Source organism: Pantoea sp. X-Soil-ISGK-275, assembly GCF_059730795.1.
The window spans coordinates 1,935,712-1,960,915 of sequence record NZ_AP035976.1 but is presented as its reverse complement, the minus strand read 5'-3'; the positions used below and the strand labels follow the sequence as shown (position 1 = coordinate 1,960,915).

General features: G+C 56.6%; 21 protein-coding genes. 12 read left to right on the top strand and 9 right to left on the bottom strand.

Annotated features, from left to right (window positions below; genetic code table 11):
- The first annotated feature begins 20 nt into the window (after positions 1-20).
- Positions 21-1,328: an IS4 family transposase gene (locus AC6I8A_RS09165; RefSeq protein ID WP_265303508.1), complete on the top strand. Its 1,308-nt coding sequence runs from the start codon at positions 21-23 to the stop codon at positions 1,326-1,328.
- A gap of 52 nt (positions 1,329-1,380) precedes the next feature.
- Here the strand turns inward: AC6I8A_RS09165 and AC6I8A_RS09160 are convergent, their stop codons facing one another.
- A complete protein-coding gene (locus tag AC6I8A_RS09160; protein ID WP_008110154.1) occupies positions 1,381-1,866 on the bottom strand; it encodes an RrF2 family transcriptional regulator in 486 nt (161 codons plus the stop codon).
- 158 nt (positions 1,867-2,024) lie between these two features.
- Entirely contained in the window at positions 2,025-3,224 is a 1,200-nt protein-coding gene (locus tag AC6I8A_RS09155) for an MFS transporter (RefSeq protein ID WP_497818339.1), read from the bottom strand.
- 156 nt (positions 3,225-3,380) lie between these two features.
- Here AC6I8A_RS09155 and tus point away from each other — a divergent pair, with 156 nt between their 5' ends.
- The 4 genes from tus to AC6I8A_RS09135 all read left to right on the top strand — a co-directional run bounded on the left by tus (position 3,381) and on the right by AC6I8A_RS09135 (position 6,207).
- Positions 3,381-4,310, top strand: a complete 930-nt coding sequence (gene tus, locus AC6I8A_RS09150) for a DNA replication terminus site-binding protein (RefSeq protein ID WP_497818338.1) — start codon at positions 3,381-3,383, stop codon at positions 4,308-4,310.
- A 94-nt stretch (positions 4,311-4,404) separates the two neighbouring features.
- Positions 4,405-4,968 carry a fasciclin domain-containing protein gene (locus AC6I8A_RS09145; RefSeq protein ID WP_222210489.1) on the top strand — a complete coding sequence of 188 codons (564 nt, stop codon included), beginning with the start codon at positions 4,405-4,407 and terminating at the stop codon, positions 4,966-4,968.
- A gap of 43 nt (positions 4,969-5,011) precedes the next feature.
- On the top strand, positions 5,012-5,566 hold the full coding sequence (locus tag AC6I8A_RS09140; RefSeq protein WP_008110146.1) for a sigma-70 family RNA polymerase sigma factor: 555 nt from the start codon (positions 5,012-5,014) through the stop codon (positions 5,564-5,566).
- Positions 5,563-6,207, top strand: coding sequence for an anti-sigma factor (locus AC6I8A_RS09135; protein WP_479486990.1), 645 nt, complete (start codon positions 5,563-5,565; stop codon positions 6,205-6,207). The genes AC6I8A_RS09140 and AC6I8A_RS09135 overlap by 4 nt, the downstream gene beginning before the upstream one ends.
- Before the next feature lie 44 nt (positions 6,208-6,251).
- Here the strand turns inward: AC6I8A_RS09135 and fumC are convergent, their stop codons facing one another.
- Entirely contained in the window at positions 6,252-7,649 is a 1,398-nt protein-coding gene (gene fumC / locus AC6I8A_RS09130; RefSeq protein ID WP_497818337.1) for a class II fumarate hydratase, read from the bottom strand.
- Between the two features lie 197 nt (positions 7,650-7,846).
- Between fumC and manA the strand changes: the two genes are divergently transcribed.
- Together manA and AC6I8A_RS09120 are read left to right on the top strand one after the other, a co-directional pair.
- On the top strand, positions 7,847-9,022 hold the full coding sequence (gene manA, locus AC6I8A_RS09125) for a mannose-6-phosphate isomerase (RefSeq protein WP_497818336.1): 1,176 nt from the start codon (positions 7,847-7,849) through the stop codon (positions 9,020-9,022).
- A 131-nt stretch (positions 9,023-9,153) separates the two neighbouring features.
- Positions 9,154-10,653 carry a YdgA family protein gene (locus AC6I8A_RS09120; RefSeq protein WP_497818335.1) on the top strand — a complete coding sequence of 500 codons (1,500 nt, stop codon included), beginning with the start codon at positions 9,154-9,156 and terminating at the stop codon, positions 10,651-10,653.
- Between the two features lie 25 nt (positions 10,654-10,678).
- On the opposite strand, the gene malI is transcribed toward AC6I8A_RS09120, so the two are convergent.
- Positions 10,679-11,707, bottom strand: a complete 1,029-nt coding sequence (gene malI, locus AC6I8A_RS09115) for a Mal regulon transcriptional regulator MalI (protein WP_061720146.1) — start codon at positions 11,705-11,707, stop codon at positions 10,679-10,681.
- Between the two features lie 174 nt (positions 11,708-11,881).
- Between malI and malX the strand changes: the two genes are divergently transcribed.
- The 3 genes from malX (at position 11,882) to add (ending at position 15,763) form a co-directional block, all read left to right on the top strand.
- The gene (malX, locus tag AC6I8A_RS09110) at positions 11,882-13,468 is read left to right on the top strand and encodes a maltose/glucose-specific PTS transporter subunit IIBC (protein WP_497818334.1); all 1,587 of its coding nucleotides are present in this window, start codon (positions 11,882-11,884) and stop codon (positions 13,466-13,468) included.
- The gene (locus AC6I8A_RS09105) at positions 13,468-14,646 is read left to right on the top strand and encodes a MalY/PatB family protein (protein WP_479486987.1); all 1,179 of its coding nucleotides are present in this window, start codon (positions 13,468-13,470) and stop codon (positions 14,644-14,646) included. Before malX ends, AC6I8A_RS09105 begins: the two co-directional genes overlap by 1 nt.
- A 118-nt stretch (positions 14,647-14,764) precedes the next feature.
- On the top strand, positions 14,765-15,763 hold the full coding sequence (gene add, locus AC6I8A_RS09100; RefSeq protein ID WP_176971865.1) for an adenosine deaminase: 999 nt from the start codon (positions 14,765-14,767) through the stop codon (positions 15,761-15,763).
- A 107-nt stretch (positions 15,764-15,870) separates the two neighbouring features.
- Here the strand turns inward: add and AC6I8A_RS09095 are convergent, their stop codons facing one another.
- The 5 genes from AC6I8A_RS09095 to AC6I8A_RS09075 form a co-directional block, all read right to left on the bottom strand.
- The gene (locus tag AC6I8A_RS09095) at positions 15,871-16,911 is read right to left on the bottom strand and encodes an oxidoreductase (RefSeq protein WP_256696358.1); all 1,041 of its coding nucleotides are present in this window, start codon (positions 16,909-16,911) and stop codon (positions 15,871-15,873) included.
- A 77-nt stretch (positions 16,912-16,988) separates the two neighbouring features.
- Positions 16,989-17,906, bottom strand: coding sequence for an arabinose operon transcriptional regulator AraC (gene araC, locus AC6I8A_RS09090; RefSeq protein ID WP_008110234.1), 918 nt, complete (start codon positions 17,904-17,906; stop codon positions 16,989-16,991).
- Positions 17,907-17,973: 67 nt separating this feature from the next.
- On the bottom strand, positions 17,974-18,960 hold the full coding sequence (gene araH / locus AC6I8A_RS09085; protein ID WP_479489795.1) for an L-arabinose ABC transporter permease AraH: 987 nt from the start codon (positions 18,958-18,960) through the stop codon (positions 17,974-17,976).
- A gap of 17 nt (positions 18,961-18,977) precedes the next feature.
- Positions 18,978-20,498: an L-arabinose ABC transporter ATP-binding protein AraG gene (gene araG, locus AC6I8A_RS09080; protein WP_479489796.1), complete on the bottom strand. Its 1,521-nt coding sequence runs from the start codon at positions 20,496-20,498 to the stop codon at positions 18,978-18,980.
- 101 nt (positions 20,499-20,599) lie between these two features.
- Positions 20,600-21,583: an arabinose ABC transporter substrate-binding protein gene (locus tag AC6I8A_RS09075; protein ID WP_061720153.1), complete on the bottom strand. Its 984-nt coding sequence runs from the start codon at positions 21,581-21,583 to the stop codon at positions 20,600-20,602.
- A 365-nt stretch (positions 21,584-21,948) separates the two neighbouring features.
- Between AC6I8A_RS09075 and AC6I8A_RS09070 the strand changes: the two genes are divergently transcribed.
- Positions 21,949-23,634, top strand: a complete 1,686-nt coding sequence (locus tag AC6I8A_RS09070; protein ID WP_479486986.1) for a ribulokinase — start codon at positions 21,949-21,951, stop codon at positions 23,632-23,634.
- Between the two features lie 12 nt (positions 23,635-23,646).
- Entirely contained in the window at positions 23,647-25,149 is a 1,503-nt protein-coding gene (araA, locus tag AC6I8A_RS09065) for an L-arabinose isomerase (RefSeq protein ID WP_497818333.1), read from the top strand.
- Positions 25,150-25,204 lie beyond the last annotated feature (55 nt).

Below are 25,204 nucleotides of genomic sequence, written 5' to 3'. Positions count from 1 at the left end.
ACAGGAATTACGGATTTTTTATGTTACTCAGTCAGGCTCTCGATGCCGTTCTTAACTTTACGCCCAAAGAGTTCTCCGCGCTCTCCGATCTGCTCTCGCCTGAACTCATCGACGAATGCCTGGCTGATACTGGTATCGTGACCGTGCGAAAACGCCGTCTTCCAATGGAGATGATGGTCTGGGCCGTTACCGGCATGGCCCTGTTCCGCTCGCTTTCCATGAACCAGATTGTTTCTCATCTGGATATCGTTTTGCCGGGCAAGCGCCCATTCGTCGCGACCAGCGCGGTTGTGCAGGCGCGTCAGCGGCTCGGAGAAGACGTGGTCCGCCGGGTCTTTGAAAAGTCACGCCAGCTCTGGTTTGATAAAACACCGCTGTCACACTGGAACGGCCTGACACTGCTGGCGGTCGACGGCACGCTGTGGCGGGCCCCCGATACGCCGGAAAACGATAAGGCCTTTGGGCGGACGGCAAATGCACACAGTCAGTCTGACTGGCCTCAGCTGCGCATGGTCTGCCAGATGGAGCTGACAAGCCATCTCTTATCGGGCGTGAGCTTTGGCAGCGTGACCGAAACCAGCGAGGTTGATCTTGCGGCACAACTGGTGGGACAGACGCCGGATCACTCGCTAACGATCCTGGATAAAGGCTTCTATGCGCCCGGCTTCCTGCATTACTGGCAGACCTCGGGGGTGGAAAGACACTGGATGCTACCTCTGCGCAACGATGCAAAATACCGTGTTCTGCAAAAACAGGGCTCAGGCAGCGAGCTGATAGAACTGGACCTGTCGTGGCAGGCGCGTAAAAAATGGAAAGATGTGCCGGAAACGCTGACGGCGCGACTGATAAGCAAAAAGGTTAACGGGAGAGTGGTGAAAATCCTGACGTCAATGTGCGATCCATTGCGATATCCGGGAGGGGATATCGTTGATCTTTATGGACATCGCTGGGAAATAGAACATGGCTTCCGGGAGATGAAGCAGCATCTGTTGAACAACGAGCTCACACTGAGAAGCAAAACACCGGAACTGGTGAAGCAGGAGTTATGGGGCGTTGCGCTGGCGTATAACCTGCTGCGTTTTATGATGGCGCAGATGGCCTATAGCCTGAAAAACGTGGAGCCTTATCAGCTGGGGTTTAAGCAGGCGGCACTGTACCTGACAGGTCAACTGAGACTCCTGCCTGCGGTAGCGCCGGGAAAAATCCCGAGAATAATAGATGAAATAATGGCGATGGCGGGAAGCTTCGTGCTGCCAACCCGGCGGACGAGACATTATCCGCGAGCGGTGAAAAAGAAGCCGAAACGCTATGCGTTCCGGCATGATTAAGTCTTAACTGACGAGCATTACGCCATGAATGGCGACCTTACGGGGTGTGGTTTTAGCGACCTTTCTTACACAGGTCGGCGAGTTCGAGGTCGGGCAGCTCTTCGCAGTTGCTGGTGTCGTTATGCTTCAGCTCAGCCAGCGCGTCCGCGACGGTGCGGGTTTCCAGCACTTTCAGCGACGCTTCTTCAGCCTCTTCCGCAATCGATTTGAAATACCAACACAGGTTGGCGCTGACCAAACAGCGCGGTGCCACATCAGGGCGCGATGCCCAGAGTTTTTTATCTTCAATCACAGACGTATAAATGTCGCGCAGCGTGATCTCAGCGGCCGGGCGACCCAAATGAATCGAGCCGGTGCGGCCAAGCGTTGAGACGATGATGCCGTCACGCGTGAGCGGAACCATAAGTTTCCGAATGAAACTGGGGTTCGCTTCAAGACCATACGCCAAAATGGCACTGGTCGAGCGTTTACCCAGTTGCTCCGCCATCGCTACGCTCAAAACCATCTGCAAAGCTGTCGGGAAGCGGTAATCAAGCATTTCTGTATCCTGAGTTGCGGTTATCTTGTTGTTTTTATGCCGCGACAGTGAGTAATCAATGAGCAATAAATATAACAAACACTGTTGCTTTTTAGAAGTCAACGTCCGTGATCCAGGCACGTATTCCCCATTTAATCGGGCAGAAGCGCACAGGCTGCTTAGTTTATCACTCCCCTATCCGACTGTGGGCTGGCCTGCGGCAACTTCTGCTGCAAAAGCACCACCAACAGCACGTTAATCAACGCCAGAACGCATAACAACCACAGCGTGGCGCTGGCTCCGAGGTGCTGAAACACATAGCCGCCAACCAGCGGCGTCAATGCCTGACCGATCAAGGCGGGACGCGCCATGCGCCCGACCACAATCGCGTAAGCCTCTGGTTTGACCATCACCAGCGGTAAAGTTCCCCGCACAATGGCGCGCAAACCATTTCCGGCACCGTACAGCACCATGCTGAGCACCGCAAACTGCGGATAACACGCCAGCAGCAGCAAGCCGAGCGCCACTAATCCCACCGAGAAAAAGGTGGTCCAGATTGGATGACCGCGCTTAAAGGCGATATCCACGATGCGTGATCCGACCTGACACGGGCCGAGAATCGCGCTGATGGCCAGCGCCGACGCCAGCGTGTGCCCGCTGGCCTGCAGCAAGGTGATCAGCTGCACCGAAATGGCCGTCATGATCACCGATGCGAGAGTGAAGATGCTGCACAGCAGCCAAAACAGCGTTGGCGCCAGTTCGTCGCCCTGCGCGGTGGGCTTTGCTTTCGCGGCGGCGATTTTCCCTTCTGGCGCGGGAAGCGCGTAAAGATACGCGGGCAACACTGAAACACATAACAATCCGGCGATAGCAAAACAGGCGCCACGCCAATCCAGCCAGTGAATCAACAGCGCAGTGCCCGGCCACACTAAGGTGGTACAGAAGCCGGAGATCAGCGTGATGCCGGTAATCGCACCGCGCGCCTGGCCGCCGTACAGCGTACCGAGCGTGGCAAACAGCGCATCGTACAGGCCCATCGCCATACCCATGCCGATAATCAGCCAGGCAAACAGAAACAGCGGCAGGTTATGACTCAATCCCATAATCACCAGACCGATCGCCATCACCGCCCCGCTCGCCGCCAGCAATGCTCGGCCATAAGTGCGGGAAATCAGTCGCCCGCTCAGCGGTGCCAGCAAACCGGAAATCAGCATGCCGAGCGATAGCGCGCCATACACCCATTGTTGCGACCAACCGGTTTCCGCCACGATGGGATTGGCCATCACCGCCATAAGATAGAAGGATCCGCCCCATGACAGGATTTGCACTAATCCAAGCGTAACGATGGCGGCGGCAGGTGGCTTTGGCTGAGGCTTCACAACAATTATCCATTAGCAGGCAAAGTATTGTTATAACACGTTCATCCCGCTGGAAAAATCCCGCCGTTGGCTGCTTAACAAAATCCTTGCGCGGCGCTGGCAGACCAGCGCCTAAGCCAGTACACTGAAAGTATGTTGTAACTATGGAGGCCATTTATGGCTCGTTATGATTTGGTTGCCGACCTGCACGACTGCGTCAACGCGCTGGAAGCAGGTTTAGCCGCGTTGCGTCATCAGATTGAGCAGCAACCGCTGCTGATTGCGCGCGTGTTTAGCCTGCCGGAAATCGAAAAAGGCCGCGAACATGATGAAATTGAACGCATCGCGGTGACGCAGCATCTTGGCAAAACGGCACGCGATATGGCGCTGGCGCACTATTGCCGCCTGTTTATGCAGCATCAATCGGAAAAACTCAGCACCAAAGCCGCCGTGCGCTTGCCGGGCGCGATTTGCATCGAAGCCGACGGCGATGTGCATGAACAGATTACGCAGCAGGTTGCGGAGATAAATACCCTGAAGCAGCGGCTGGAACAGCTGATAACCGTGGAATCGGGTTTGCCGAGCGAGGCGCGTTTTGAGTTTGTCCACCAGCATCTGCGCGGGTTAATTACCCTTAACGCTTACCGCAGCGTGACGCTGCTTAACTCACCGGATAGTTTGCGCTTCGGCTGGGCGAATAAAAATATCATCAAGAACGTTACCCGTGATCAGGTGGTCGAACAGCTGGAGCGCAGCCTGAAGGCCAATCGCGCTCAGGCGCCGTGGACGCGCGAGCAGTGGGCGGAAAAAGTGCAATTGGAGCTGGAAGCGATCCTCGCGTTACCGGCGGGTGCGAAGCTTAAAATCAAGCGTCCGGTAAAAGTGCAGCCTATTGCCCGCGTGTGGCGCGCCAGCGAAAAGAAGCAGGTGCAACTTGCCTGCCCTTCTCCGCTGCTGGTGCTGTGCCGCGATCGCACCCAGGTACCGATTTTGGGTGAGCTGCTGAACTACGACGCCGATCACGTGGCTTATCGCCACAAACCGCTGGCCGAGCCGCTGCATCTGATCATTCCGCGCCTGCATTTATGGAGCGATCGGCAGGTTTAAAAATAAATTTCAAAATCACTGCATCCAATTCATCACCTGTCCTCGTATATCAGAGTGTGAGCAACTTCTTCGCTCCCTACTACGAGGATTTATGATGAAAAAGCTAATGGGCATTGCAGTCGTATCCAGCACTTTACTGTTCACCGCAGGCGCATTCGCCGCGATGGATAATGGCTCCGTGATGGTAGGCGGAGCAGCGATGTATCCACAAAAAAACATCGTTGAAAACGCGCTGAACTCCAAAGATCACACCACGCTGGTTGCTGCCGTCAAAGCGGCGGGCTTGGTGGAAACCCTCGAAGGTAAAGGTCCGTTTACCGTCTTCGCGCCAACCAATGCGGCCTTCGCCAAATTGCCAGCGGGCACCGTTGAAAGCCTGGTGAAACCGGAGAACAAAGCGAAGTTGACCAGCATCCTGACTTATCATGTGGTGGCGGGCAAATACGACATGAAAGCGCTGGAGATGAAAATCAAGCAAGGTGGCGGTCATGCCGAGCTGAAAACCGTCAATGGCCAACCGTTGTGGATTATGAATAATGGCCCGCACAATATTCAGCTGAAAGATGGTCAAGGCAATGTGGCGAATATCAGTACTTATGACGTCAATCAGAAAAATGGTGTGATTGATGTGATTGATACCGTCTTAATGCCTAAGTAATTGCCTATACTCGGGTTGGGCATTTTAGCCAACCGGGAAGATGATGGATAATAGGCTAACAGAACAATTAGTGACGTTATTGCCGGCGATCGCACAGGGCGATCGCCGCGCGTTTGAACAACTCTATCGACTGACTTCGCCACATCTTTTCGCCCTCACCCTGCGTATGTTACGCCAGCAAGGCTGGGCGGAAGAGGTGCTGCACGATTGCTATCTCACTATCTGGAACCGCGCCAACGCCTACGATGCCGCCCTTAGCGCGCCGATGACATGGATGACGCACATTGTGCGCAATCGCTGCATTGACGGGTTACGCAGCGGACAAGCGCGCATGACGCTCAATACAGAAGAGTTTGACGATCTGCTGCAGATAACGGCGGAAGACGAACAGAATACCTGGCACGATCCGGCGCAAGCCGATCGCCTGCGACACTGCATTGGTCATCTGAGCAGCGAACAGCAGCAAAGCATCACGCTCGCCTATTATCAGGGGATGTCCCACAGTGATATTGCCGCCTGGCTACAACAGCCGGTTGGCTCGGTTAAAAGCTGGATTCGCCGCGCGCTGGAGCATCTGCGGGAGTGTGTGGGCCTATGAACGAAAACGTACAACGCGATGATGCCTTAGCGGCCGAGTATGCGCTGGGCACTTTAAGCGAGCTGGCGCGTTTACGCTTCGAGCGCCGGCTGCGTAACGAGCCTGAACTCGCGGCTAACGTCGCACGCTGGCAAACCCTGCTGGCGGGCCTTGATAATCAGCTTGCGCCGGTCACGCCGCCGGAAAAGGTGTGGAAGAAGATTACGTTGAGCTTGCCCGAGCAACGCGCGATTCGAGCCAAACGTCATTATGCGGGCTGGCTGGCGGCCGCCAGTTTCGCGGCAATCGCCCTGCTCGCCTCACTTTTCCTGCAGCCACCAACGTTAACGCCGTTGACGGTACTGAACGATGCTCAGCATCAACAGCAATGGGTGGTCAGCGCGGACAGCAAACTGGCGCAGCTGAGCCTGACGCCGTTACATCCGGTGGCCATCGCCGATAACACCAGTTTGCAGCTGTGGCTGATTCCGCCGGGTAAAGCGCCGATTTCGCTGGGTTTATTGGATAACCAGAAGGCAACAGATGTTGCGTTAAATAGCACGATTTCTCGCTCAGGCGTGATCGCTATCAGTCTTGAACCGCGCGGCGGCTCGCCAACGGGCCAGCCAACCGGTCCAGTGCTGTATAGCGGGCAGTTGTAAACGAAAAAGGCCGTTCATTTGAACGGCCTTAGCTTTTTCAACCGCTATTGCTTCATGCTGCCAACCATCTCTTCCGGACGTACCCACTCATCGAACTGCTCTTCGGTCAGATAGCCGAGCTTCAGCGCCGAGCCTTTCAGCGTCAGGCCCTCTTTATGCGCTTTTTTGGCGATTTCCGCCGCTTTGTCGTAACCGATATGGGTATTCAGCGCGGTGACCAACATCAGCGATTCGTTCAGCAACTGATCGATACGCTCGCGTACCGGCTCAATGCCAATCGCGCAGTGGTGATTGAAGCTGTCCATACCGTCGGCCAGCAGACGCACCGATTGCAGGAAGTTGTGGATCACCATTGGACGGAACACGTTGAGCTCAAAATTGCCGGACGCGCCGCCAATGTTCACCGCCACGTCATTGCCCATCACCTGGCAACACAGCATGGTCAGCGCTTCGCACTGCGTCGGGTTCACTTTGCCCGGCATAATTGAGCTGCCAGGTTCGTTTTCCGGGATCGCCAGTTCGCCGATGCCGCAACGCGGGCCGGAAGCCAGCCAGCGTACGTCGTTGGCAATTTTCATCAGCGAAGCTGCCAAACCTTTCAGCGCTCCGTGTGCGTGGACCAGCGCATCGCAGGTCGCCAGCGCTTCAAACTTGTTCGGCGCGGTAACAAACGGCTGTTTGGTCAAATCGGCCAGCGCTTTCGCCACACGTACCGCGTATTCAGGATGGGTATTCAGGCCGGTACCAACGGCGGTGCCGCCCAGCGCCAGCTCCGCCACGTGCGGAATACTGTTTTCGATGTGCTTGAGATTGTGCTCGAGCATCGCCACCCAGCCGGAGATCTCCTGGCCGAGCGTCAACGGGGTCGCATCCTGCAAGTGGGTACGACCAATCTTGACGATATCTTTGAAGGCGTCGGACTTCTCACTCAGCGTCTTTTTCAACACGTGAATCTGCGGAATCAGCTGCTCCCGCACGGCGATGACCGCGGCCACGTGCATGGCGGTGGGGAACACATCGTTGGAGCTTTGGCTTTTATTCACGTCGTCATTGGGGTGTACCAGACGCGACATGCCACGCTCGCCGCCAAGAATTTCACTGGCGCGGTTGGCCAGCACTTCGTTCATGTTCATGTTGGTCTGGGTGCCGGAGCCGGTCTGCCAGATCGCCAGCGGAAACTCATCGCTGTGTTTATCTGCCAGCACTTCGTCGGCGGCTTTAAGAATCGCCTGAGCGCGATCGGCAGGAAGCAAGCCGAGACCCTGGTTCACCTGCGCCGCCGCACGCTTGGTCAGCGCCAGCGCATGCACCAATGCCACTGGCATTTTCTCGGTTGAGATTTTGAAATGTTCCAGCGAACGCTGGGTTTGTGCGCCCCACAACTTATCTGCCGGTACTTCGATCGGTCCCATTGAGTCTTTTTCAATGCGATTGGCTGCCATGACTACGTCTCCTTAGCTCAGATTTTGAGGTTTCCGCTCTAAACGCCTTCCCGCGACGCCGTTGAGCGAGCAAGATTGTCACATACAAGAATTTAACATTATGCGAGCCTATCGCCTTTATTGCACTTGTTCGTGTATTTTCTATGGCACTTTCTGCTTTAATAAGCCTATTTACTTACGGTTATTAAGGGTAAACGATGCAAAAATTGAACAATTCGCTGCAAAATTACGCCTGGGGCAGCAAAACTGCGCTGACAGAACTCTACGGCATCGAAAATCCTCAAGGTTTGCCGATGGCGGAGCTGTGGATGGGCGCACACCCGAAAAGCCCTTCGACCGTTGAGGTCAACGGTGAAGCGCGTTCGCTGCGCGAAGTGATTGATGCCGACAAGGTCGCCACGCTAGGCAATGCGGTGGCGGAACGTTTCGGCGAGCTGCCGTTCCTGTTTAAAGTGCTGTGCGCCGATCAGCCGCTGTCGATTCAGGTACACCCGAGCAAAGCCGCTGCTGAAGAGGGTTTTGCGCGTGAAAATGCTGCTGGCATTCCACTCAGCGCCGCTGAACGTAACTATAAAGATGCCAATCACAAACCCGAATTAGTGTATGCGCTGACGCCATTCCAGGCGATGAACGGTTTCCGCGAGCTGCATGAAATTGTTTCGCTGCTGGAACCGGTGGCCGGTGCGCATCCGCAAATCGCCCACTTCCTGGAAAATGCTGACGAAGCCAACCTGGCAAAACTGTTCGCCACGCTGCTGTCGCTGCAAGATGAGGCCAAATCGCGCGCCATCGGCGTACTGAAATCGGCGCTCAACGCGCGTGAAGGCGAACCGTGGCAGACGATCAAATCCATCGCCAGCGATTATCCAGACGACAGCGGGCTGTTTTCGCCGCTGCTGCTCAATGTGATCACCCTGCAGCCGGGCGAAGCGATGTTCCTGTTTGCCGAAACGCCGCACGCCTACCTGAAAGGCGTGGCGCTGGAAGTGATGGCGAACTCCGATAACGTGCTGCGCGCCGGTTTGACGCCGAAGTTTATCGATATCCCGGAACTGCTGGCTAACCTGAAGTTCCAGGCAAAACCGGCCGCGACGCTGCTGACGCAGCCGCAGCGCGACGGCGAAACCCTGAACTTCCCGATTCCGGTAGAAGATTTTGCCTTTGCCATTCATGGGCTTTCCGCTGCACCGCAAGCGCTGGCACAAAACAGCGCTGCCCTGCTGTTCTGCATAGAAGGCCAGGCGGTGATTGAGAAGTCCGGTCAACAGCTGGTGCTAAAGCCAGGTGAATCCTGCTTTGTCGCTGCCAATGAGTCGCCAGTCAACGTGGCAGGCACCGGTCGTCTGGCGCGCGTGTTTAATACGCTCAGCTGAGTTCCGGTGACGCTGCCAGCATTAACTGCTATTCTTTCAAACTATTAATTTAAAACGCCTGCGGGCGTTTTTCTTCACCCGTCGCGCACCGACCAGCGGCGTGCGGACGCAAGGATAAGGACGACACAGCGATGAAAAAGACCCAGGTTGCCGTAGGTGTAATTGTGGCGCTCGGCGTGATTTGGACTGGTGCTGCATGGTTTACCGGTAAACAACTGGAAAGCCACATGGATCAGATGTTGCAGAATGCCAATGCGCAGCTGAATGCTTACGCACCGAACAGCCGACTGACGCTGAGCTATCAGGATTATCAGCGCGGTGTGTTCAGCAGCAAAACCAAGTTGGTGGTGCAAGCCAGCTCGCAAACCAATGACAACCCGCTGTTGAAGCCAGGTCAAAGCATCGTGCTGAACGAGACTATCGATCACGGTCCTTTCCCGTTCGCCCAGTTGAAGCGCGGCAGCCTGATCCCAAGCATGGCGTCAGTGCATACCGAGCTGGAAAACACCGATGCGGTGAAGAAACTGTTTGAACTGACCAACGGCAAGTCGTTGGTTAATGCTGATACCCGCGTTGGTTACAGCGGTGCAACCGATACCGATCTCAACCTGCTGGCGGTGGATTACAACAATCCGCAGACCGGCGATCGTCTGGCCACCAACGGCGGCACGCTGAACATCAGCGCCGACAATAAAGGCGACAAAGTCAGCCTCGACGGCGACTTCTCCAGCATCGCGGTCACCAGCAAAAATCAGGTGGAACAGCCAGTGCTGTTCACGCTCAATGGCCTGAAGCTGAGCGGCGATACCCACCTCAGCCCGGAAGGCGTGCGCGTTGGCGATCAGTCGATCTCCCTGGATAAACTCGATGCCAGCATCAACGGTCAGGAAGGTTTGTCACTGGAGAAGCTGAAAACCACCTCTTCCTTCGACAATAAAGAGGGCAAGATTGGCGGGCAGCTGGACGTCAACGTTGACAAGATCACCCTGCAGAAACAGCCATTTGGTGAAGCTAAGCTGGCGATGAAGTTTGCCCAGTTCGATGCGCAAGCGGTGAAAGCCTTCTCGGATACTTACAATGCGCAGATGCAGGATCTCTTGAATCAGCCGGGCGTGGCGGAGGATCCGATTCGCTATCAGGCCAGCGTGCAAACCATCCTGCGTAATAACCTGCCAACGCTGCTGAAAGGCTCGCCAACGCTGAGCATCGCACCGTTGAGCTGGAAAAATGACAAAGGTGAAAGCACCTTTAATCTGAACGTCGGCTTTAACGATCCGGCCACCGTCACCGGCGAAGCGCAGAGTTTGGGTGCCGCAGTGGATCGCGTGCTGAAAACCCTCGACGGCAAGCTGGCGATCAATATGCCGATGGCGACAGAAACCATGCGTCATGTCGGTTTGGCGGAAGGTTATCAGGGTGATGATGCGCAGAAGCTGGCGGATCAGCAGGTGAAAGGTTTAGCGGCGATGGGCCAGATGTTCCGCCTGACGCAGCAGCAGGATGACAACATCGTCACCAGCCTGCAATACGGCAACGGTCAGGTCACCATGAACGGCGACAAGATGACGCTGGAACAGTTCCTGTCACGCTATATGCTGGGCGCACCAACCAGCGAAGGTATGCCAGAGTAATTAGTGGGGCGGCCAACTGGCCGCCCTAAACTTCCCCGCGCATCAGCTGCGGCGGCACAATCAAACTTTGAATCTCCGCTTCCGGCTGCGCCAGTCGCTGCAACATCCGTTCCGCCGCCCTTCTTCCTACATCACGCGCTTCGCTGCTGACAAAGGTCATGGTGGGATCGTGCAACTCCCGCTGCGGATCGTCATTGAAGCCCACCAGCGCCAGTTGCTGCGTGTAGTAGCTATCGACTGCGCCTTCACCAAAGGTTCGCCCACAGCGTAACGCACCAAAATAGCAACCGAGCGCGGTGCTGCCGTTATGCGCCAGAATCGCGGTAATACCCGGATGCTGACGCAACAATTGCAGCGTTAATGCCGACACGCTTTGTTGGCGATCGTCACACTCAATAATCCAGTCGGATCGAAACGGCAAACCGTATTGCAATAAAGTGGCGCAGTAGCCGCCAATCCGCTCGGCGCGCGTCAGAGACGATCCCAAACCGCCCATCCAGGCGATGCGCTGATGGCCCTGACGAATCAGATACTCCGTCGCCATGCGCGCCGCCTGACTATTATCGGGACGCAATGAGTCAACGTTATCCAGGCTGCTGGCGCGCGAGGCACAGACTAAGGCGATGTTCTGTTCCTGCGCCTGCGGCACCAGCGTTTCCGCCTGCGCCACCGCGCCGCCGAGCACAATCCCTTCCGCGCCCTGCGCCACCAGCGTGTCAAAGCAGCGTTTAAGATGTTGGCCGTGCTGACCGCTTTGTGTCAGCACCAGCACTTTGCCCTGCTGCTCCAGCACTTCGCTGAGTCCGGCCGTCATCGCGGCATAAAATGGCTGGCTGAGATCGCGCACGATCAAGCCGATCACGCCGCTTTCGCCGCCGCGCAAGATTGAGGCCGAACGATTACGCACGTAGCCAAGCTGCTCAATCGCCTGATTGACACGTGTGGCCGTAGCGGGCGAAATGCGCCCTTTGCCGGAGAGCACCAACGACACGGTAGAGACCGACACCCCGGCGACCAACGCCACATCATGAATAGTGGTTTTCTGCTGGGACATAGCCTTCCGTTACCAACGTCCAAATTCAAAGAGGTAAAACGTTACACTGATTGCACCAAAAATAAAGTCTGCAATTAGTCACTCTTTGTGATTATAGCCACAAAAATAAGTGATAAAACGTTTTATCATCCTTGACCACATTGAAGCCTTTCACTTTTATTGCCAGGAGAATCTATGTCCGCCAGTCGTCCCAAAATGTCACTTTGGGAGTTTTTCCAAAGTCTGGGCAAAACCTTTATGTTGCCTGTCGCACTGCTTTCGTTCTGCGGTATCCTGCTCGGCATCGGCAGTTCGCTCAGCAGTCGCGATGTGCTCACGCTCATTCCCGCGCTCGATCAGCCTTTCCTGCAATATCTGTTTATCTGGCTGGCGAAGATCGGTTCCTTTGCCTTTAGCTATCTGCCGGTGATGTTTGCCATTGCCATTCCGCTCGGTATGGCGCGCGAGAACAAAGGCGTGGCAGCGTTTGCCGGTTTTGTTGGCTATGCGGTGCTGAACCTGAGCATCAACTTCTGGCTTAACATCAATGGCATTCTGCCAACCGCCGATGCGGCGGTGCTGAAAGCTAATAACGTACAAAATATCCTCGGCATTCAGTCCATCGACACCGGTATTCTCGGCGCGGTGATTGTGGGTATCGTGGTGTTCTGGCTGCATGAGCGTTTCCACAACATTCGCCTGCCGGATGCGCTGGCGTTTTTTGGTGGCACGCGCTTTGTGCCGATCGTCACCGCGATGGCGATGGGCGTGCTGGGCTTGGTGGTTCCGCATATCTGGCCATTCTTCGCCCGTGCGATTACCGGTCTTGGCTGGGTGATCAACAGCGCCGGTGAATTTGGTCCGATGATTTTTGGTACCGGCGAACGTCTGCTTTTGCCGTTTGGTTTGCAGCACATTCTGGTGGCGATCATCCGCTTTACCGATGCGGGCGGCACCATGGATGTGTGCGGTAAAAGTGTCAGCGGTGCGTTAACCATCTTCCAGGCGCAGCTGGCCTGTGCGGATACACACGGCTTTGCCGAGAGCGCCACGCGCTTCCTGTCGCAGGGTAAAATGCCGGCCTTCCTCGGTGGTTTGCCGGGTGCAGCATTGGCGATGTATCACTGCGCCCGTCCGGAAAACCGTCATAAAATTAAAGGCCTGCTGATTTCCGGCGTGGTGGCTTGTGTGGTGGGCGGCACCACAGAACCGCTGGAATTCCTGTTCCTGTTTGTCGCACCGGTGCTGTATCTGATCCACGCACTGCTGACCGGTTTGGGCTTCACCGTGATGGCGATGCTGGGAGTAACTATCGGTAATACCGACGGCAACGTGATCGACTTCTTCGTCTTCGGCGTGCTGCACGGCCTTTCCACCAAATGGTATTGGGTGCCGGTGATTGCTGCGGTGTGGTTTGTGTCTTATTACGTCATCTTCCGTTTTGCCATCAGCCACTTCAATATCAAAACGCCAGGTCGCGAAGTGGAAAGCAACAGCGTGGAGCAGCAGGTTAATCGCGCGGCTGTCGGTAAATCCGGCTTCAACACGCCAGCGATTCTGTCGGCGCTGGGCGGCGTGGAAAACATCGCTTCACTGGATAACTGCCTGACGCGTCTGCGTATTACCGTGGTCGATATGAGCAAGGTGGACGATGCAACACTGAAAGCCAACGGTGCGATTGGCGTGGTGCATGTTAATGCCACCAATCTGCAAGTGGTAATGGGCCCGCAGGTGCAGTCGGTCAAAGATGAGATGGCACATCTGATGAGCGCGACGGTGTAATGATGCAAGGTTTTGATTTCAATCAGGTGGTGGATCGCCACGGCAGCTGGTGTACGCAGTGGGATTTCGTGGCCGATCGGTTTGGCGTGGCGGACTTGCTGCCCTTCACTATCTCCGACATGGATTTCGCCACCGCGCCTTGCATCATCGAGGCGCTGCAACAGCGCCTCACGCACGGGGTATTTGGTTACAGCCGCTGGCAGCATGATGATTTTCTGTCTGCCATTCAACACTGGATGCGCAGCCGTTTCGCTACTGACGTCGCGGCAGAATCGCTGATTTATGGTCCGTCGGTGATTTACATGGTGGCGCAGCTGTTGCGCCACTGGACGCAGCCGGACGATGAAGTGCTGATCCACACGCCTGCTTACGATGCGTTTTACCACACCATCAACAGCAATCAGCGTCGCGTACTGGAGCAGCCGCTGCAGCGCCACGGAAGTGAATGGCTGTGCGACATGGCGCAGCTGGAAACTTTGCTGGCGCGTCCGCGCTGTAAAGTGATGCTGCTGTGCAGTCCGCACAATCCTACCGGCAAAGTGTGGCGCGAAGAGGAGCTGCGCCAGATGGCCGCGCTGTGTGAAAAGTATGGCGTGAAGGTGATCAGCGATGAAATCCATATGGATATGGTGCTAAGTGATGCGCGGCATACGCCGTGGAACCAGGTTGCGCAGTCCGATTGGGCGCTGTTCACCTCGGCTTCCAAGAGCTTCAACATTCCGGCGCTGACCGGCGCGTGGGGCATCATTCCAGATGAGCGCGATCGTCAGGCATGGTTCCACGCGCTGAAGCAGCAGGATGGTTTATCCTCGCCGGCAGTCATGGCGCTTGCCGCCACCATCGCCGCGTATCGCGATGGCGCGCCGTGGCTGGATGCACTGCGTACCCACTTACGTGGCAATATGCAGCACATTGCAGAACGGATGAACACGGCGTTTCCGCAGCTTAACTGGCAGCCGCCCGCCGCCACTTACCTGGCGTGGATCGATCTCAATCCGCTTGGTATTGACGAACAGGCGCTGCAACAGCGTCTGATTCATCAACACAAAGTGGCAATCATGCCCGGTTCGACTTACGGTGCAGCCAGCCGCGGTTATCTGCGTCTCAACGCCGGTTGCCCACGCAGCAAGCTGGATGATGGGCTGGATCGTCTCATCGCTGCATTAAAATCGTTCTGAAATGCGACGGATGCTGATTAATTCAGCATCCGTTTTCCTGTTTGCGCAAATCGCTGGCGCTGTTGCGCAAGATGTTTTTATAATCCTCTGCACTTTATGAAACTTAAGCGAGTGCGCCATGATTGATCTAAAACTCCCCCTCACCGACATTCACCGCCACCTTGATGGCAATATCCGCGCACAAACCATTCTCGATTTAGGTCGTCAGCATAATCTTGCGCTGCCCGCTGATACGCTCGATGCATTGCGTCCGCATGTGCAGGTCACCGCGAATGAACCGGATCTGGTGAGCTTCCTGCAGAAACTCGACTGGGGCGTGAAAGTGCTGGGCGATCTTGATGCCTGCCGTCGTATCGCGCTGGAAAACGTCGAAGATGCGGCGCGCGCCGGCATTCACTATGCGGAACTGCGCTTCTCACCGGGCTATATGGCGATGACCCACAAGCTGCCGATTGCCGGCGTGGTTGAAGCGGTGATTGATGGCGTGCGGGCCGGTATTCAGCAATACGGCGTCGATGTGCGCCTGACCGGCATTATGAGCCGTACCTTTGGTGAAGAAGCTTGCCTGCGCGAGCTGGAAGGTTTGCTGGCGCATCGCGATGGCATCACCGCCGTCGATTTGGCCGGTGACGAATTAGGCTTCCCAGGCAGCGAATTCCTCAGCCACTTTAATCGTGCGCGTGATGCCGGTTTCCGCATTACGGTGCACGCCGGTGAAGCCGCAGGCCCGGAAAGCATCTGGCAAGCGATTCGCGAGCTGGGCGCGGAGCGTATTGGTCACGGCGTGAAGGCGATTGAAGATCGCGCACTGATGGATTTCCTTGCCGAGCAGCGTATTGGTATTGAATCGTGCCTGACCTCGAATATTCAGACCAGCACCGTGTCGTCGCTGAGCAGCCATCCGCTGAAAACCTTCCTGCAGCATGGCATTCTCGCCACCATAAATACTGACGATCCGGCGGTTCAGGGCGTTGAGCTGGCACATGAGTATGAAGTGGCGGCACCGCAAGCAGGATTGACGGCGGAAGAGATGCGTCAGGCGCAGGATAATGGCGTGACCATCGCGTTCCTGAGTGATGCAGAGAAAGCCGCGCTGCGCGCACGCGTGGCGGGATAAATATTCCCTCTCCCGCGTGCGGGAGAGGGTTAGGGTGAGGGATAAAGCGCACGGAGTGTTTTCCCCTTACCCCGGCCCTCTCCCAAAGGGAGAGGGAGTAAAGCGAATTAACGCAACGACATAGTCTGGCGCTTCTCGGCGGACTGCAAGCCCAGCTCGATCAACTCCATTACCTGAATCGCCTCTTCTGCCTGCACCGGATTTGCACCTGTGCCCGTAATCGCATCACGAATGCCTGCGTAGTACGCCGGATAGTTGCCTGGCAAGGTCAGCAGCTCTTTCTCCACCATCACATCGCCTTCCGCCAGCGTCAGCGTACCGTTGCGCATGTCGTAGCCCCAATCTTCCTGCGGCGGACGTTCACCCGCTTTCAGACGATCTTCCTGCGGATCGAGTCCGTACTTCACGTAGCTGCCGCGCGTGCCATGCACCACAAAGCGTGCTGATTCCGCCGCCACCAACATGCTGGCGTGCAGCACCACGCGGCGCGTTGGATAGGTCAATACGGCATGGAAGTAATCGGTGGTTTGAGCGCCTGGACGCAGCTCTGCCATATCGACATTGATGGCGACCGGCGTGCCAAACAGCTGCAGCGCCTGGTCCAGCACGTGCGGTCCAAGATCGAACCAAATGCCGCTGCCCGCACCTTTCATTTCACGCCAGCGTTGACGCACTTCAGGGCGGAAACGGTCAAAGTGGGATTCGAAGTAACGCACTTCGCCCAAGGTGCCGTCGTTCAGCAGCGATTTCAGCGTCAGGAAATCGCTGTCCCAGCGACGGTTATGGAACACCGACAGCAGCAGACCTTTGGCTTTCGCCAGCGCATCCAGTTCACGCGCCTGTGACAACGTCACGGTAAATGGCTTATCGACCACCACGTGTTTACCGGCGTTGAGTGCCGCTTTAGCTAAGGGGAAATGGGTGTCATTCGGGGTCGGAATAACAATCAGTTGCAGTGTCGGGTCGTCCAGCAGCGCCTGAGGATCGGAAACCACCTGCACTGACGGCCAGTCAGCATGCACTTTGCTGGCATCGCTGCTCGAGATCGCCGCCAGCTCAACATCCGGCGTACCGGCGATCAAGGGTGCATGAAAGGTTTTGCTGGCAAAACCGTAGCCGATTAGGCCGACACGTAATTTATCGCTCATTCTCATTCCTCTTGTTCGTTACCAGACTGATTTAAGACGAATCAGTCTATAAGAACAAGGCGGAATCACCTGAAAACTCAGGAAATAGCACTCCGTGCGGATTGCCAGCTTTCGTGAGCCACCAACGCATCCTGCGCATCCTGGCTGCGGCGGCGGAAGTCGCTGGGGCTGACGCCAACGCGTTTGCGGAACACGCGCGAGAAGTAGAGCTGGTCGTCGTAGCCCACTTCGCGGCCAACAGAAGCGATCGGTTCCTGGGTGGTTTGCAGCAGCAGTTTGGCGCGGATAACGCGCTGATCTTCACGCCAGCGCAGCAGATTAATGCCCATTTGCTCGCGGAACAGATGCGCCAGCCGTGACGGCGACAGGCAAACATGGCGCGCCACTTCTTCAATCTTCACTTCGCCCGCCAGATGATTAGTGACGTACTGGCAAGCTTCAATCACGCGTGGATCGCGAATCTGTTGATGGCTGCGCGGGTCCTCTTCCACCGCACGCAGCAGCAGGCGCTCCAGCAGGTTCATCGCCAGCTCTTCGGCGAAGCGACGTCCGGAATTGTGAGTTTGTTCGATGCTGGCGAACAGGCGGTCAAATTCGGCACGCTGCGCTTCTGACAGACGCAAACGCCCCACGCCCTGACTCTCATCCTGCCACTGCAACCAATCGGTCCAGTACGCGCGCGGACGGAAATAGACCCAGCGATGGAACCAGCACGGACTATCGGGCGCGCGGCCATAATAGTGCGGGGTTTTCGGTTGAAACAGCAGCAGATCGCCCGGCTCGCAGTCGAAGGCGGATTCACCATCAAACACGCGGCCCTGACCTTTAATGGTCAGATTAAGGATGTAGCCTTTCATGCCGTGCGGACGATCGATAAAGAAATCGAGCGCGTCATTGGCGTTAATCGGCGTCAATCCTGCCACCAGCCAGGCATTGAACGCATAGCCCGGCAATAAGGGATTCTGCTGCTCACTCGGGGGTTCACGATGGTACATAGTGGCCTCACTTATCGCGTGAAATGCGGCGAGCGCGCCCGCTAACCGGCGCGCTCAGCCTTGGTTATCAGGCGGCTTTACTTTTCTGTTTGTAGCGGTCAAAAATCACCGCCGCTAACAGTATCAAACCGCGCACCACATACTGTGAGAATGGCGAGATATTCAATAAATTCATCGCATTCTCAACCGTGCCGAGGATCAGCACGCCCGCTACCACATACGAAATTTTGCCGATGCCGCCTTTCAGCGAAACGCCGCCCAGTACGCAAGCCGAAATCACAATCAGCTCATAACCGAGCGACGTCATTGGCTGGCCGCTGGTCATGCGCGACGCCAGAATGATGCCCGCCGCCGCCGACACTAAACCCGACAAGATGAAGATGATGATGCGCGTACGCACCACCGGCACACCGGCCAGACGTGCCGCTTCTTCGTTGCCGCCAATTGCCAGCGTATTGCGGCCAAAGGTGGTTTTGTTTAGTAAGAAGCCGAACAGCACCATGGTGCCGATGGTGAGCCAGATGGGTGCCGGTACGCCGAGCCAGTTAGCGTAACCGAGGGTAAAGAAGCGCTCGTCTTCAATGCCCACCGCTTTGCCGTCGGAAAAGATATAAGCCAGGCCGCGCACAATCTGCATGGTGGCCAGCGTGGTGATCAGCGCGTTGATTTTCAGCCGCGCGATGACGAAGCCGTTGATGAAGCCCGTAGCCATGCCGAGCAATAAACCGGCCGCGACGCCAATCCACAGGCTTTCGGTCATGTTGATCACCACCGCGGTAACCACACCGGCGCAGGCGATCACCGACGCCACAGAGAGATCAAAGTCGCCGGAGGCGAGGCAGAACAGCATGCCGCACGCCACCATGCCGGACATCGACATCGCCAGACCGAGCCCTTTCATATTGATGATGGAGCCAAAGTTCGGCACGAAAATGGCACAAACGATAAACAGCAGTGCGAACACCACCAGCATGCCGAAATTGTCCCAAATCCGCCCGAGTTGCAGCCCGTTGCGCTGCACCGGTGGCGTGTTGGAAGTGGTAGATGAAGCCATTATTGCTCTCCTTTACATCAGGCCACGGCGGCCGCTTGAGTGGTTTTCGGCATCGCCAGGCTCAGCGTCAGCTGCTCTGTGGCCGTGTCGTGGGACAGTTCACCGGCAATTTCACCTTCACGCATCACCAGAATGCGATCGGCTAATCCCATCACTTCCGGCAAGTCGCTGGAGGCAAACAGCACCGCAATGCCTTTTTTCGCCAGGGCATAAATCAGGTTGTAAATTTCGTGTTTGGCACCGACGTCAATGCCGCGCGTCGGTTCATCGAGCAGAATCACGTTCATCTCTTCCGACAACCAGCGGCCCAAAATCGCCTTCTGCTGGTTGCCGCCCGACAGGTTCATGATCAACTGCTGCGGACCCGGCGTTTTGATGTTGAGTGAACGAATGTGGATTTCGGCGTTTTTCGCCTCCCAGCTCGGTTTGATCAGGCAACCAGCGGTGAGATTGTGGCGACGCGCGCTGATGTTGATGTTATCGCGTACCGAATGCACCGGAATAATGCCCTCCGATTTGCGATCTTCCGGGCACAGCATGATGCCGGCACGGATAGCGTCGATCGGCTGGCGAATGTTGAGCTTGTTGCCATCCAGCGTCACGGTGCCGCCGCGCAGTTTGGTAGCCCCAAACAGCCCTTTCATCAGTTCGCTGCGTCCTGCGCCCACTAAGCCAAACAGGCCCACGATTTCACCGGCGCGCACCGTCAGCGAAATCGGCGTGCGCACGCCCTTCGCCTCTACCGCGTCCAGCTGCAGACGCACCGGGCCCAGTTCACGCGGCGCGTAACCATAAATATCCCCCAGATTACGTCCCACCATCGCCTGCACCAGATCGTCGTGATGGGTGTTTTTCATGTCGGTGAAGGTACGCACGTAACGACCATCTTTAAACACGGTGATAGCGTCGCTGAGCGCAAAAATCTCCTCCATGCGGTGCGAGACATACAGCACGGTACGGCCCTGCTGGCGCAGCTGGCGGATCACGCGGAACAAGTGATCAATCTCGCGCGCCGACAGCGAGCTGGTCGGTTCATCAAAGGCGATGATGCGCGCGTTACGCGCCAGCGCTTTGGCAATCTCCACCATCTGCCACTGGCCGAGCGACAGATATTTCAGCGGCATATCCGGATCGATGTCCATGCCGAGATTTTGCAACTGCAAACCGGCTTCGTAGCGCAGCAGTTTGCGGTTAACCAGGCCACGCTTGTGCGGCAGCTGGCCGAGATAGATATTCTCCGCCACGCTCATTTCCGGCACCAAGTGCAGTTCCTGGTAAATGATCGCCACGCCCGCGTCCAGCGCATCCACGGTGGTGTTGAAACTCTTCGGCTGGCCTTTAATACGAATCTCGCCACCGCTCGGCTGATAGCTGCCGCTGAGGATCTTCAACAGCGTCGATTTACCGGCACCGTTTTCCCCCATCAGCGCGTGCACTTCTCCGGCACGGCAGCTGAATGAGATGTCCTGCAGCGCTTTCACGCCAGGAAAGGTTTTGCTAATGCCATGAAACGACAGAAAGGCTTGATCAGTGTTCATGGAAACTCCTAAGTCATGGACTGAGGTGCGCATGAATGCGCACCCTACAAAACCGCATCGTAGGGTCGCCATTTATGGCGACCTTCCAAAACCGCTGATCCTTACTTCAGCCCTTTCTTATCCAGCTCGGCTTTGAAGTTATCGCGGGTAATCAGCACCACATCGGTGACTTCGGTGAACTTCGGCGGCTCCTGATCTTTGGTTACCCAGTTGTAGAGCATCTGGCTGCTCTTATAACCGTGTACGTCCGGGCTTGGCAGCAGCGAACCGTAGAAGCCGGTGGCGGAACCTTTCGACAGCTCACTCACCGCATCGACACCGTTGATGCCGATACCGATCACGTCGGGCGCCTTGAAGCCCTGACCTTCGGTGGCGCGTACGCCGCCCAGCACGGTGTTGTCATTCATGCCAAGAATCAGCCAATGCTTCACTTCCGGATGCTGCACCAGCAGCGAGTTACCGGCGTCAAACGCGCCAGGAATATCGTTGGATTTGGTCGGGACCTGATAAATCTGCTTCTCCGGGAAACCGGCGGCTTTCAGCGCGTCCATCGAACCGCTGGTGCGACGGCGTGCGGTGTCGAGCTCGTTGGCGGTGATGGCCATCACGCCAGTCTCTTTCACATCCCAGCCGCGTTTCTGCATCTCTTTATACAGTTCTTGTCCCTGACGCTCGCCGATCTTGGTCGCGGCCATCATCACTAATGGCACGGTATCCATCGGCTTGCCTTTGGCGGTGACGAACTGGTCATCGACGGCGATCACTTTCAGACCGTAACCGCGCGCTTTAGCAACAATCGCCGAGCCGAGTTTGGGATCCGGCGTACAGATAACAAAACCTTTCGCGCCGCTGGCGGCGAGGCTATCGATAGCGTTGAGGGTTTTCTCGCCGTCAGGCACCGCAATTTTGATCACTTCGAAACCGAGATCCTTGCCAGCTTTATCCGCGAATTTCCATTCGGTCTGGAACCAGGGCTCTTCCGGTTGTTTGACAAGGAAACCGAGTTTCATGGTCTCGGCGATAGCGGATTGTGACATAACCGCAGCGAGACCTACCGCCGCCAGCGTTTTAGTGAATTTATGCATGATGCTCTCCGGCACAATGTTGTTTTAGGCTGTTATTAACCAATCGGTGTAAACGCTACCAATCAAATAATTCTGTGGGGTACAGCTAAAAATCAGCGCGTTAGCACACAGGTTGTACAAAGGCTGTGCAAACGCTGGGCTAGTTGTAGCGGGAATGGAAAGGAAAAATGTAGAGCGGTATCACATCCCAAAACGATGACAAAATCCTCCATATATTCAGCAAATTTAACCGGTCGTTAACTTTTGCTATGGATCACACATCCTCGCCGATGGCAGAAAAGTGCATATTCTCAGCGACTGATGACTAACCGCTTCTGCCGCCCCATTCCAGGATAGAGCCAGATAACTCACACAGGAGAATCCCAATGGGTGCTGGCACCATAACAATTGGGCTGGATTTCGGCAGTGACTCGGTGCGTGCGCTGGCCGTGGACTGTCACAGTGGTAAAGAGCTGGAAAAAGCGGTGGTCAACTATGCACGCTGGGCCAACGGTGAATTTTGCGATGCGCACGCCAACCGTTTTCGTCACCATCCGCAGGACTATATTGATGCGTTAGAACAGGCGATTGTCACCGTGGTTAACGCCTTAACGCCTGAGCAGCGCGCCGCCGTGGTCGGGATTGGCGTGGATTCCACCGGCTCGACGCCCGCGCCCATCGATCGTGATGGCAACGTGCTGGCGCTGCGCCCGGAATTCGCCAGCAATCCCAACGCGATGTTTGTGCTGTGGAAAGATCACACCGCGATTGAAGAAGCCGAAGAGATCAATCAGCTGTGTCGAAGCGGTCGTTTCAACGATTACACCCGCTATATTGGCGGCGTGTATTCGTCGGAGTGGTTCTGGGCCAAGATACTGCACGTGTCACGCGCCGATGCTGCGGTACGTGACGCGGCAGTGTCTTGGGTGGAACTGTGCGATTGGGTGCCCGCGTTACTCAGCGGCACCACCGCACCTGCGCAACTGCGTCGTGGACGCTGTGCCGCCGGGCACAAATCACTATGGCATCCGGAGTGGCAAGGCTTGCCGCCGGCTGACTTCTTCCGCGCGCTCGATCCGCTGCTGGTCGAGCAGCTCGATTCTCCCCTGTTCGAAGAAACCTGGACCGCCGATGTGCCGGTTGGCACGCTCAGCAGCGAATGGGCGCAGCGCCTCGGTTTATCAGAAAAGGTAATACTTTCGGGCGGCGCGTTTGACTGCCACATGGGCGCGGTCGGTGCCGGTGCGCAGCCGTATACGCTGGTGAAAGTGATTGGCACCTCAACCTGCGACATTCTGATTGCCGACAGCGACACCGTTGGCGACCGCGCCATCAAAGGCATCTGCGGCCAGGTGGATGGCAGCGTGGTGCCGGGCGCGATTGGCTGCGAAGCCGGTCAGTCGGCGTTTGGCGATATTTATGCCTGGTTCAGCCGCCTGCTCGGCTGGCCATTGCAGCAGGCGGCGCAGCAACATCCAGAACTGCAACCGCAGTTAGCCGCGCTGCAAAAAGATCTGATCCGCAACCTCACCGAAGCCTGGGCGGCCAATCCGCAGCTCGATCATCTGCCAGTAGTACTCGACTGGTTCAACGGCCGCCGCACGCCGGATGCTAATCAGCGCTTAAAGGGCGTGATCACCGATCTCAACCTTGGCACCGATGCGCCCGCGCTGTTTGGTGGCCTGATCGCCGCGACCGCGTTTGGCGCGCGCGCCATTATGGAGTGCTTCGAACAGCAGCAGATTCCGGTGCAGAGCATCCTGACGCTCGGCGGCATCGCCCGCAAATCCCCCGCCATCATGCAGGCGTGCTGCGACGTGATGAACCGTCCGCTGGATATCGTTGCCTCTGACGAGTGCTGCGCGCTCGGTGCTGCCATTTTTGCCGCCGTCGCTGCGGGCGTATATGCCGATGTGCCTGCCGCCCAGCACGTGATGGCCAGTCCGATTGATGTCACGCTGCAACCCAACGCCGAGCGCGTGGTGGTTTATCAGCAACTTTATCAACGTTATCAAAACTGGTGCCAGGCCGCTGAACCGCAGTATGCCGCGCGCACCGCATCCGCTCAGTAAAGGAGAGATTTAATGGAACAGCACAACGCACAACAGGTGTGGTTTGTTATTGGTACGCAGCACCTTTACGGCGCGGAAACCTTGCGTCAGGTGGAACAGCACGCTCGCCAGGTGATGGACGGATTGAATCAGGCCAGCACGCTGCCGGTGTCGCTGGTGCTCAAGCCGCTGGTGAAATCGCCGGATGAAGCGCTGGCCCTGTGCCGCGCTGCCAACCACGACAATCAGTGCGTCGGCATCATTACCTGGCTGCACACCTTCTCGCCGGCCAAGATGTGGATTGGTGGCCTGAGCATCCTCAATAAGCCGCTGCTGCAATTCCATACCCAGTTCAACGCGGAGATTCCGTGGGACAGCATGGATATGGACTTTATGAACCTCAACCAAACCGCGCACGGCGGCCGCGAGTTCGGTTTTATTGGCGCACGTATGGGCTTGCAGCACAGCGTGGTGACCGGCCACTGGCAGGATAAAGCCAGCCAGCAGCGCATCGGACGCTGGATCAATGCCGCGCTAGCAAAACAGGCCAGCCAGCAACTGAAAGTAGCGCGCTTCGGCGACAACATGCGCGAAGTGGCGGTAACCGAAGGTGATAAAGTCGCGGCGCAGATTCAGTTTGGTTACTCCGTAAATGGCTGGGGCGTGGGCGATTTGGTCGACGTGGTGAACAGCGTCAGCGATGGCGACGTCAACGCGTTGATTGATGAATACGAAAGCCAATATCGCTTTACCGATATTGCAGCGGTTAACGGTGAAAAGCGTCAAAACGTCCTGGATGCGGCGCGCATTGAGCTGGGTCTGAAGCGCTTCCTCGAAGCCGAGGGTTGCAAAGCCTTCACCACCAACTTCCAGACCTTGCACGGCATGACGCAACTGCCCGGTTTGGCGGTGCAACGCTTGATGGGCCAGGGCTACGGCTTTGCCGGTGAAGGCGACTGGAAAACCGCCGCGCTGCTGCACATCCTCAAGGTACAAGCGGGCACGCGTGCAGGCGGCACCTCCTTTATGGAGGATTACACCTATCACTTCTCACCGGGCAACGATTTGGTGCTGGGCTCGCACATGCTGGAAGTGTGCCCGTCCATCGCCAAAGAGGAGAAACCGCTGATTGATGTGCAGTTCCTCGGCATTGGTGACAAAGCCGATCCAGCGCGCATGATCTTCTCCACGCCAGCCGGACGCGCGGTGAATGCCAGCGTGATCGACATGGGCGATCGTTTCCGCTTGCTGGTGAATGTGGTGGATGCCATCGAACAACCTAAACCGCTGCCAAAACTGCCGGTGGCGCGTGCTTTGTGGCGTGCCCAGCCGTCGCTGGCAACGGCCTCCGAAGCCTGGATTCTGGCCGGCGGCGCGCACCACACGGTGTTCAGCCAGGCGCTGGATTTGGATGATATGTATCTTTACGGCGAGCTGAATGGCATTGAAGTGCTGGTGATTGATGAGGAGACGCGCTTACCGGCATTTAAAGATGCGTTGCGCTGGAATGAGGCGTACTACCGCTTAGCGCGTTGATTTAGTCCTTTGCGATATTCCCCTCATCCTAACCTTCTCCCGCAAGCGGGAGAAG

Bases quoted from the DNA above. Each gene is read 5' to 3' on its own strand.
- AC6I8A_RS09165 (WP_265303508.1), top strand. From the start codon at position 21: ATGTTACTCAGTCAGGCTCTCGATGCCGTTCTTAACTTTACGCCCAAA.
- AC6I8A_RS09160 (WP_008110154.1), bottom strand. From the start codon at position 1,866: ATGCTTGATTACCGCTTCCCGACAGCTTTGCAGATGGTTTTGAGCGTA.
- tus (WP_497818338.1), top strand. From the start codon at position 3,381: ATGGCTCGTTATGATTTGGTTGCCGACCTGCACGACTGCGTCAACGCG.
- AC6I8A_RS09145 (WP_222210489.1), top strand. From the start codon at position 4,405: ATGAAAAAGCTAATGGGCATTGCAGTCGTATCCAGCACTTTACTGTTC.
- AC6I8A_RS09140 (WP_008110146.1), top strand. From the start codon at position 5,012: ATGGATAATAGGCTAACAGAACAATTAGTGACGTTATTGCCGGCGATC.
- AC6I8A_RS09135 (WP_479486990.1), top strand. From the start codon at position 5,563: ATGAACGAAAACGTACAACGCGATGATGCCTTAGCGGCCGAGTATGCG.
- fumC (WP_497818337.1), bottom strand. From the start codon at position 7,649: ATGGCAGCCAATCGCATTGAAAAAGACTCAATGGGACCGATCGAAGTA.
- manA (WP_497818336.1), top strand. From the start codon at position 7,847: ATGCAAAAATTGAACAATTCGCTGCAAAATTACGCCTGGGGCAGCAAA.
- AC6I8A_RS09120 (WP_497818335.1), top strand. From the start codon at position 9,154: ATGAAAAAGACCCAGGTTGCCGTAGGTGTAATTGTGGCGCTCGGCGTG.
- malI (WP_061720146.1), bottom strand. From the start codon at position 11,707: ATGTCCCAGCAGAAAACCACTATTCATGATGTGGCGTTGGTCGCCGGG.
- malX (WP_497818334.1), top strand. From the start codon at position 11,882: ATGTCCGCCAGTCGTCCCAAAATGTCACTTTGGGAGTTTTTCCAAAGT.
- AC6I8A_RS09105 (WP_479486987.1), top strand. From the start codon at position 13,468: ATGATGCAAGGTTTTGATTTCAATCAGGTGGTGGATCGCCACGGCAGC.
- add (WP_176971865.1), top strand. From the start codon at position 14,765: ATGATTGATCTAAAACTCCCCCTCACCGACATTCACCGCCACCTTGAT.
- AC6I8A_RS09095 (WP_256696358.1), bottom strand. From the start codon at position 16,911: ATGAGCGATAAATTACGTGTCGGCCTAATCGGCTACGGTTTTGCCAGC.
- araC (WP_008110234.1), bottom strand. From the start codon at position 17,906: ATGTACCATCGTGAACCCCCGAGTGAGCAGCAGAATCCCTTATTGCCG.
- araH (WP_479489795.1), bottom strand. From the start codon at position 18,960: ATGGCTTCATCTACCACTTCCAACACGCCACCGGTGCAGCGCAACGGG.
- araG (WP_479489796.1), bottom strand. From the start codon at position 20,498: ATGAACACTGATCAAGCCTTTCTGTCGTTTCATGGCATTAGCAAAACC.
- AC6I8A_RS09075 (WP_061720153.1), bottom strand. From the start codon at position 21,583: ATGCATAAATTCACTAAAACGCTGGCGGCGGTAGGTCTCGCTGCGGTT.
- AC6I8A_RS09070 (WP_479486986.1), top strand. From the start codon at position 21,949: ATGGGTGCTGGCACCATAACAATTGGGCTGGATTTCGGCAGTGACTCG.
- araA (WP_497818333.1), top strand. From the start codon at position 23,647: ATGGAACAGCACAACGCACAACAGGTGTGGTTTGTTATTGGTACGCAG.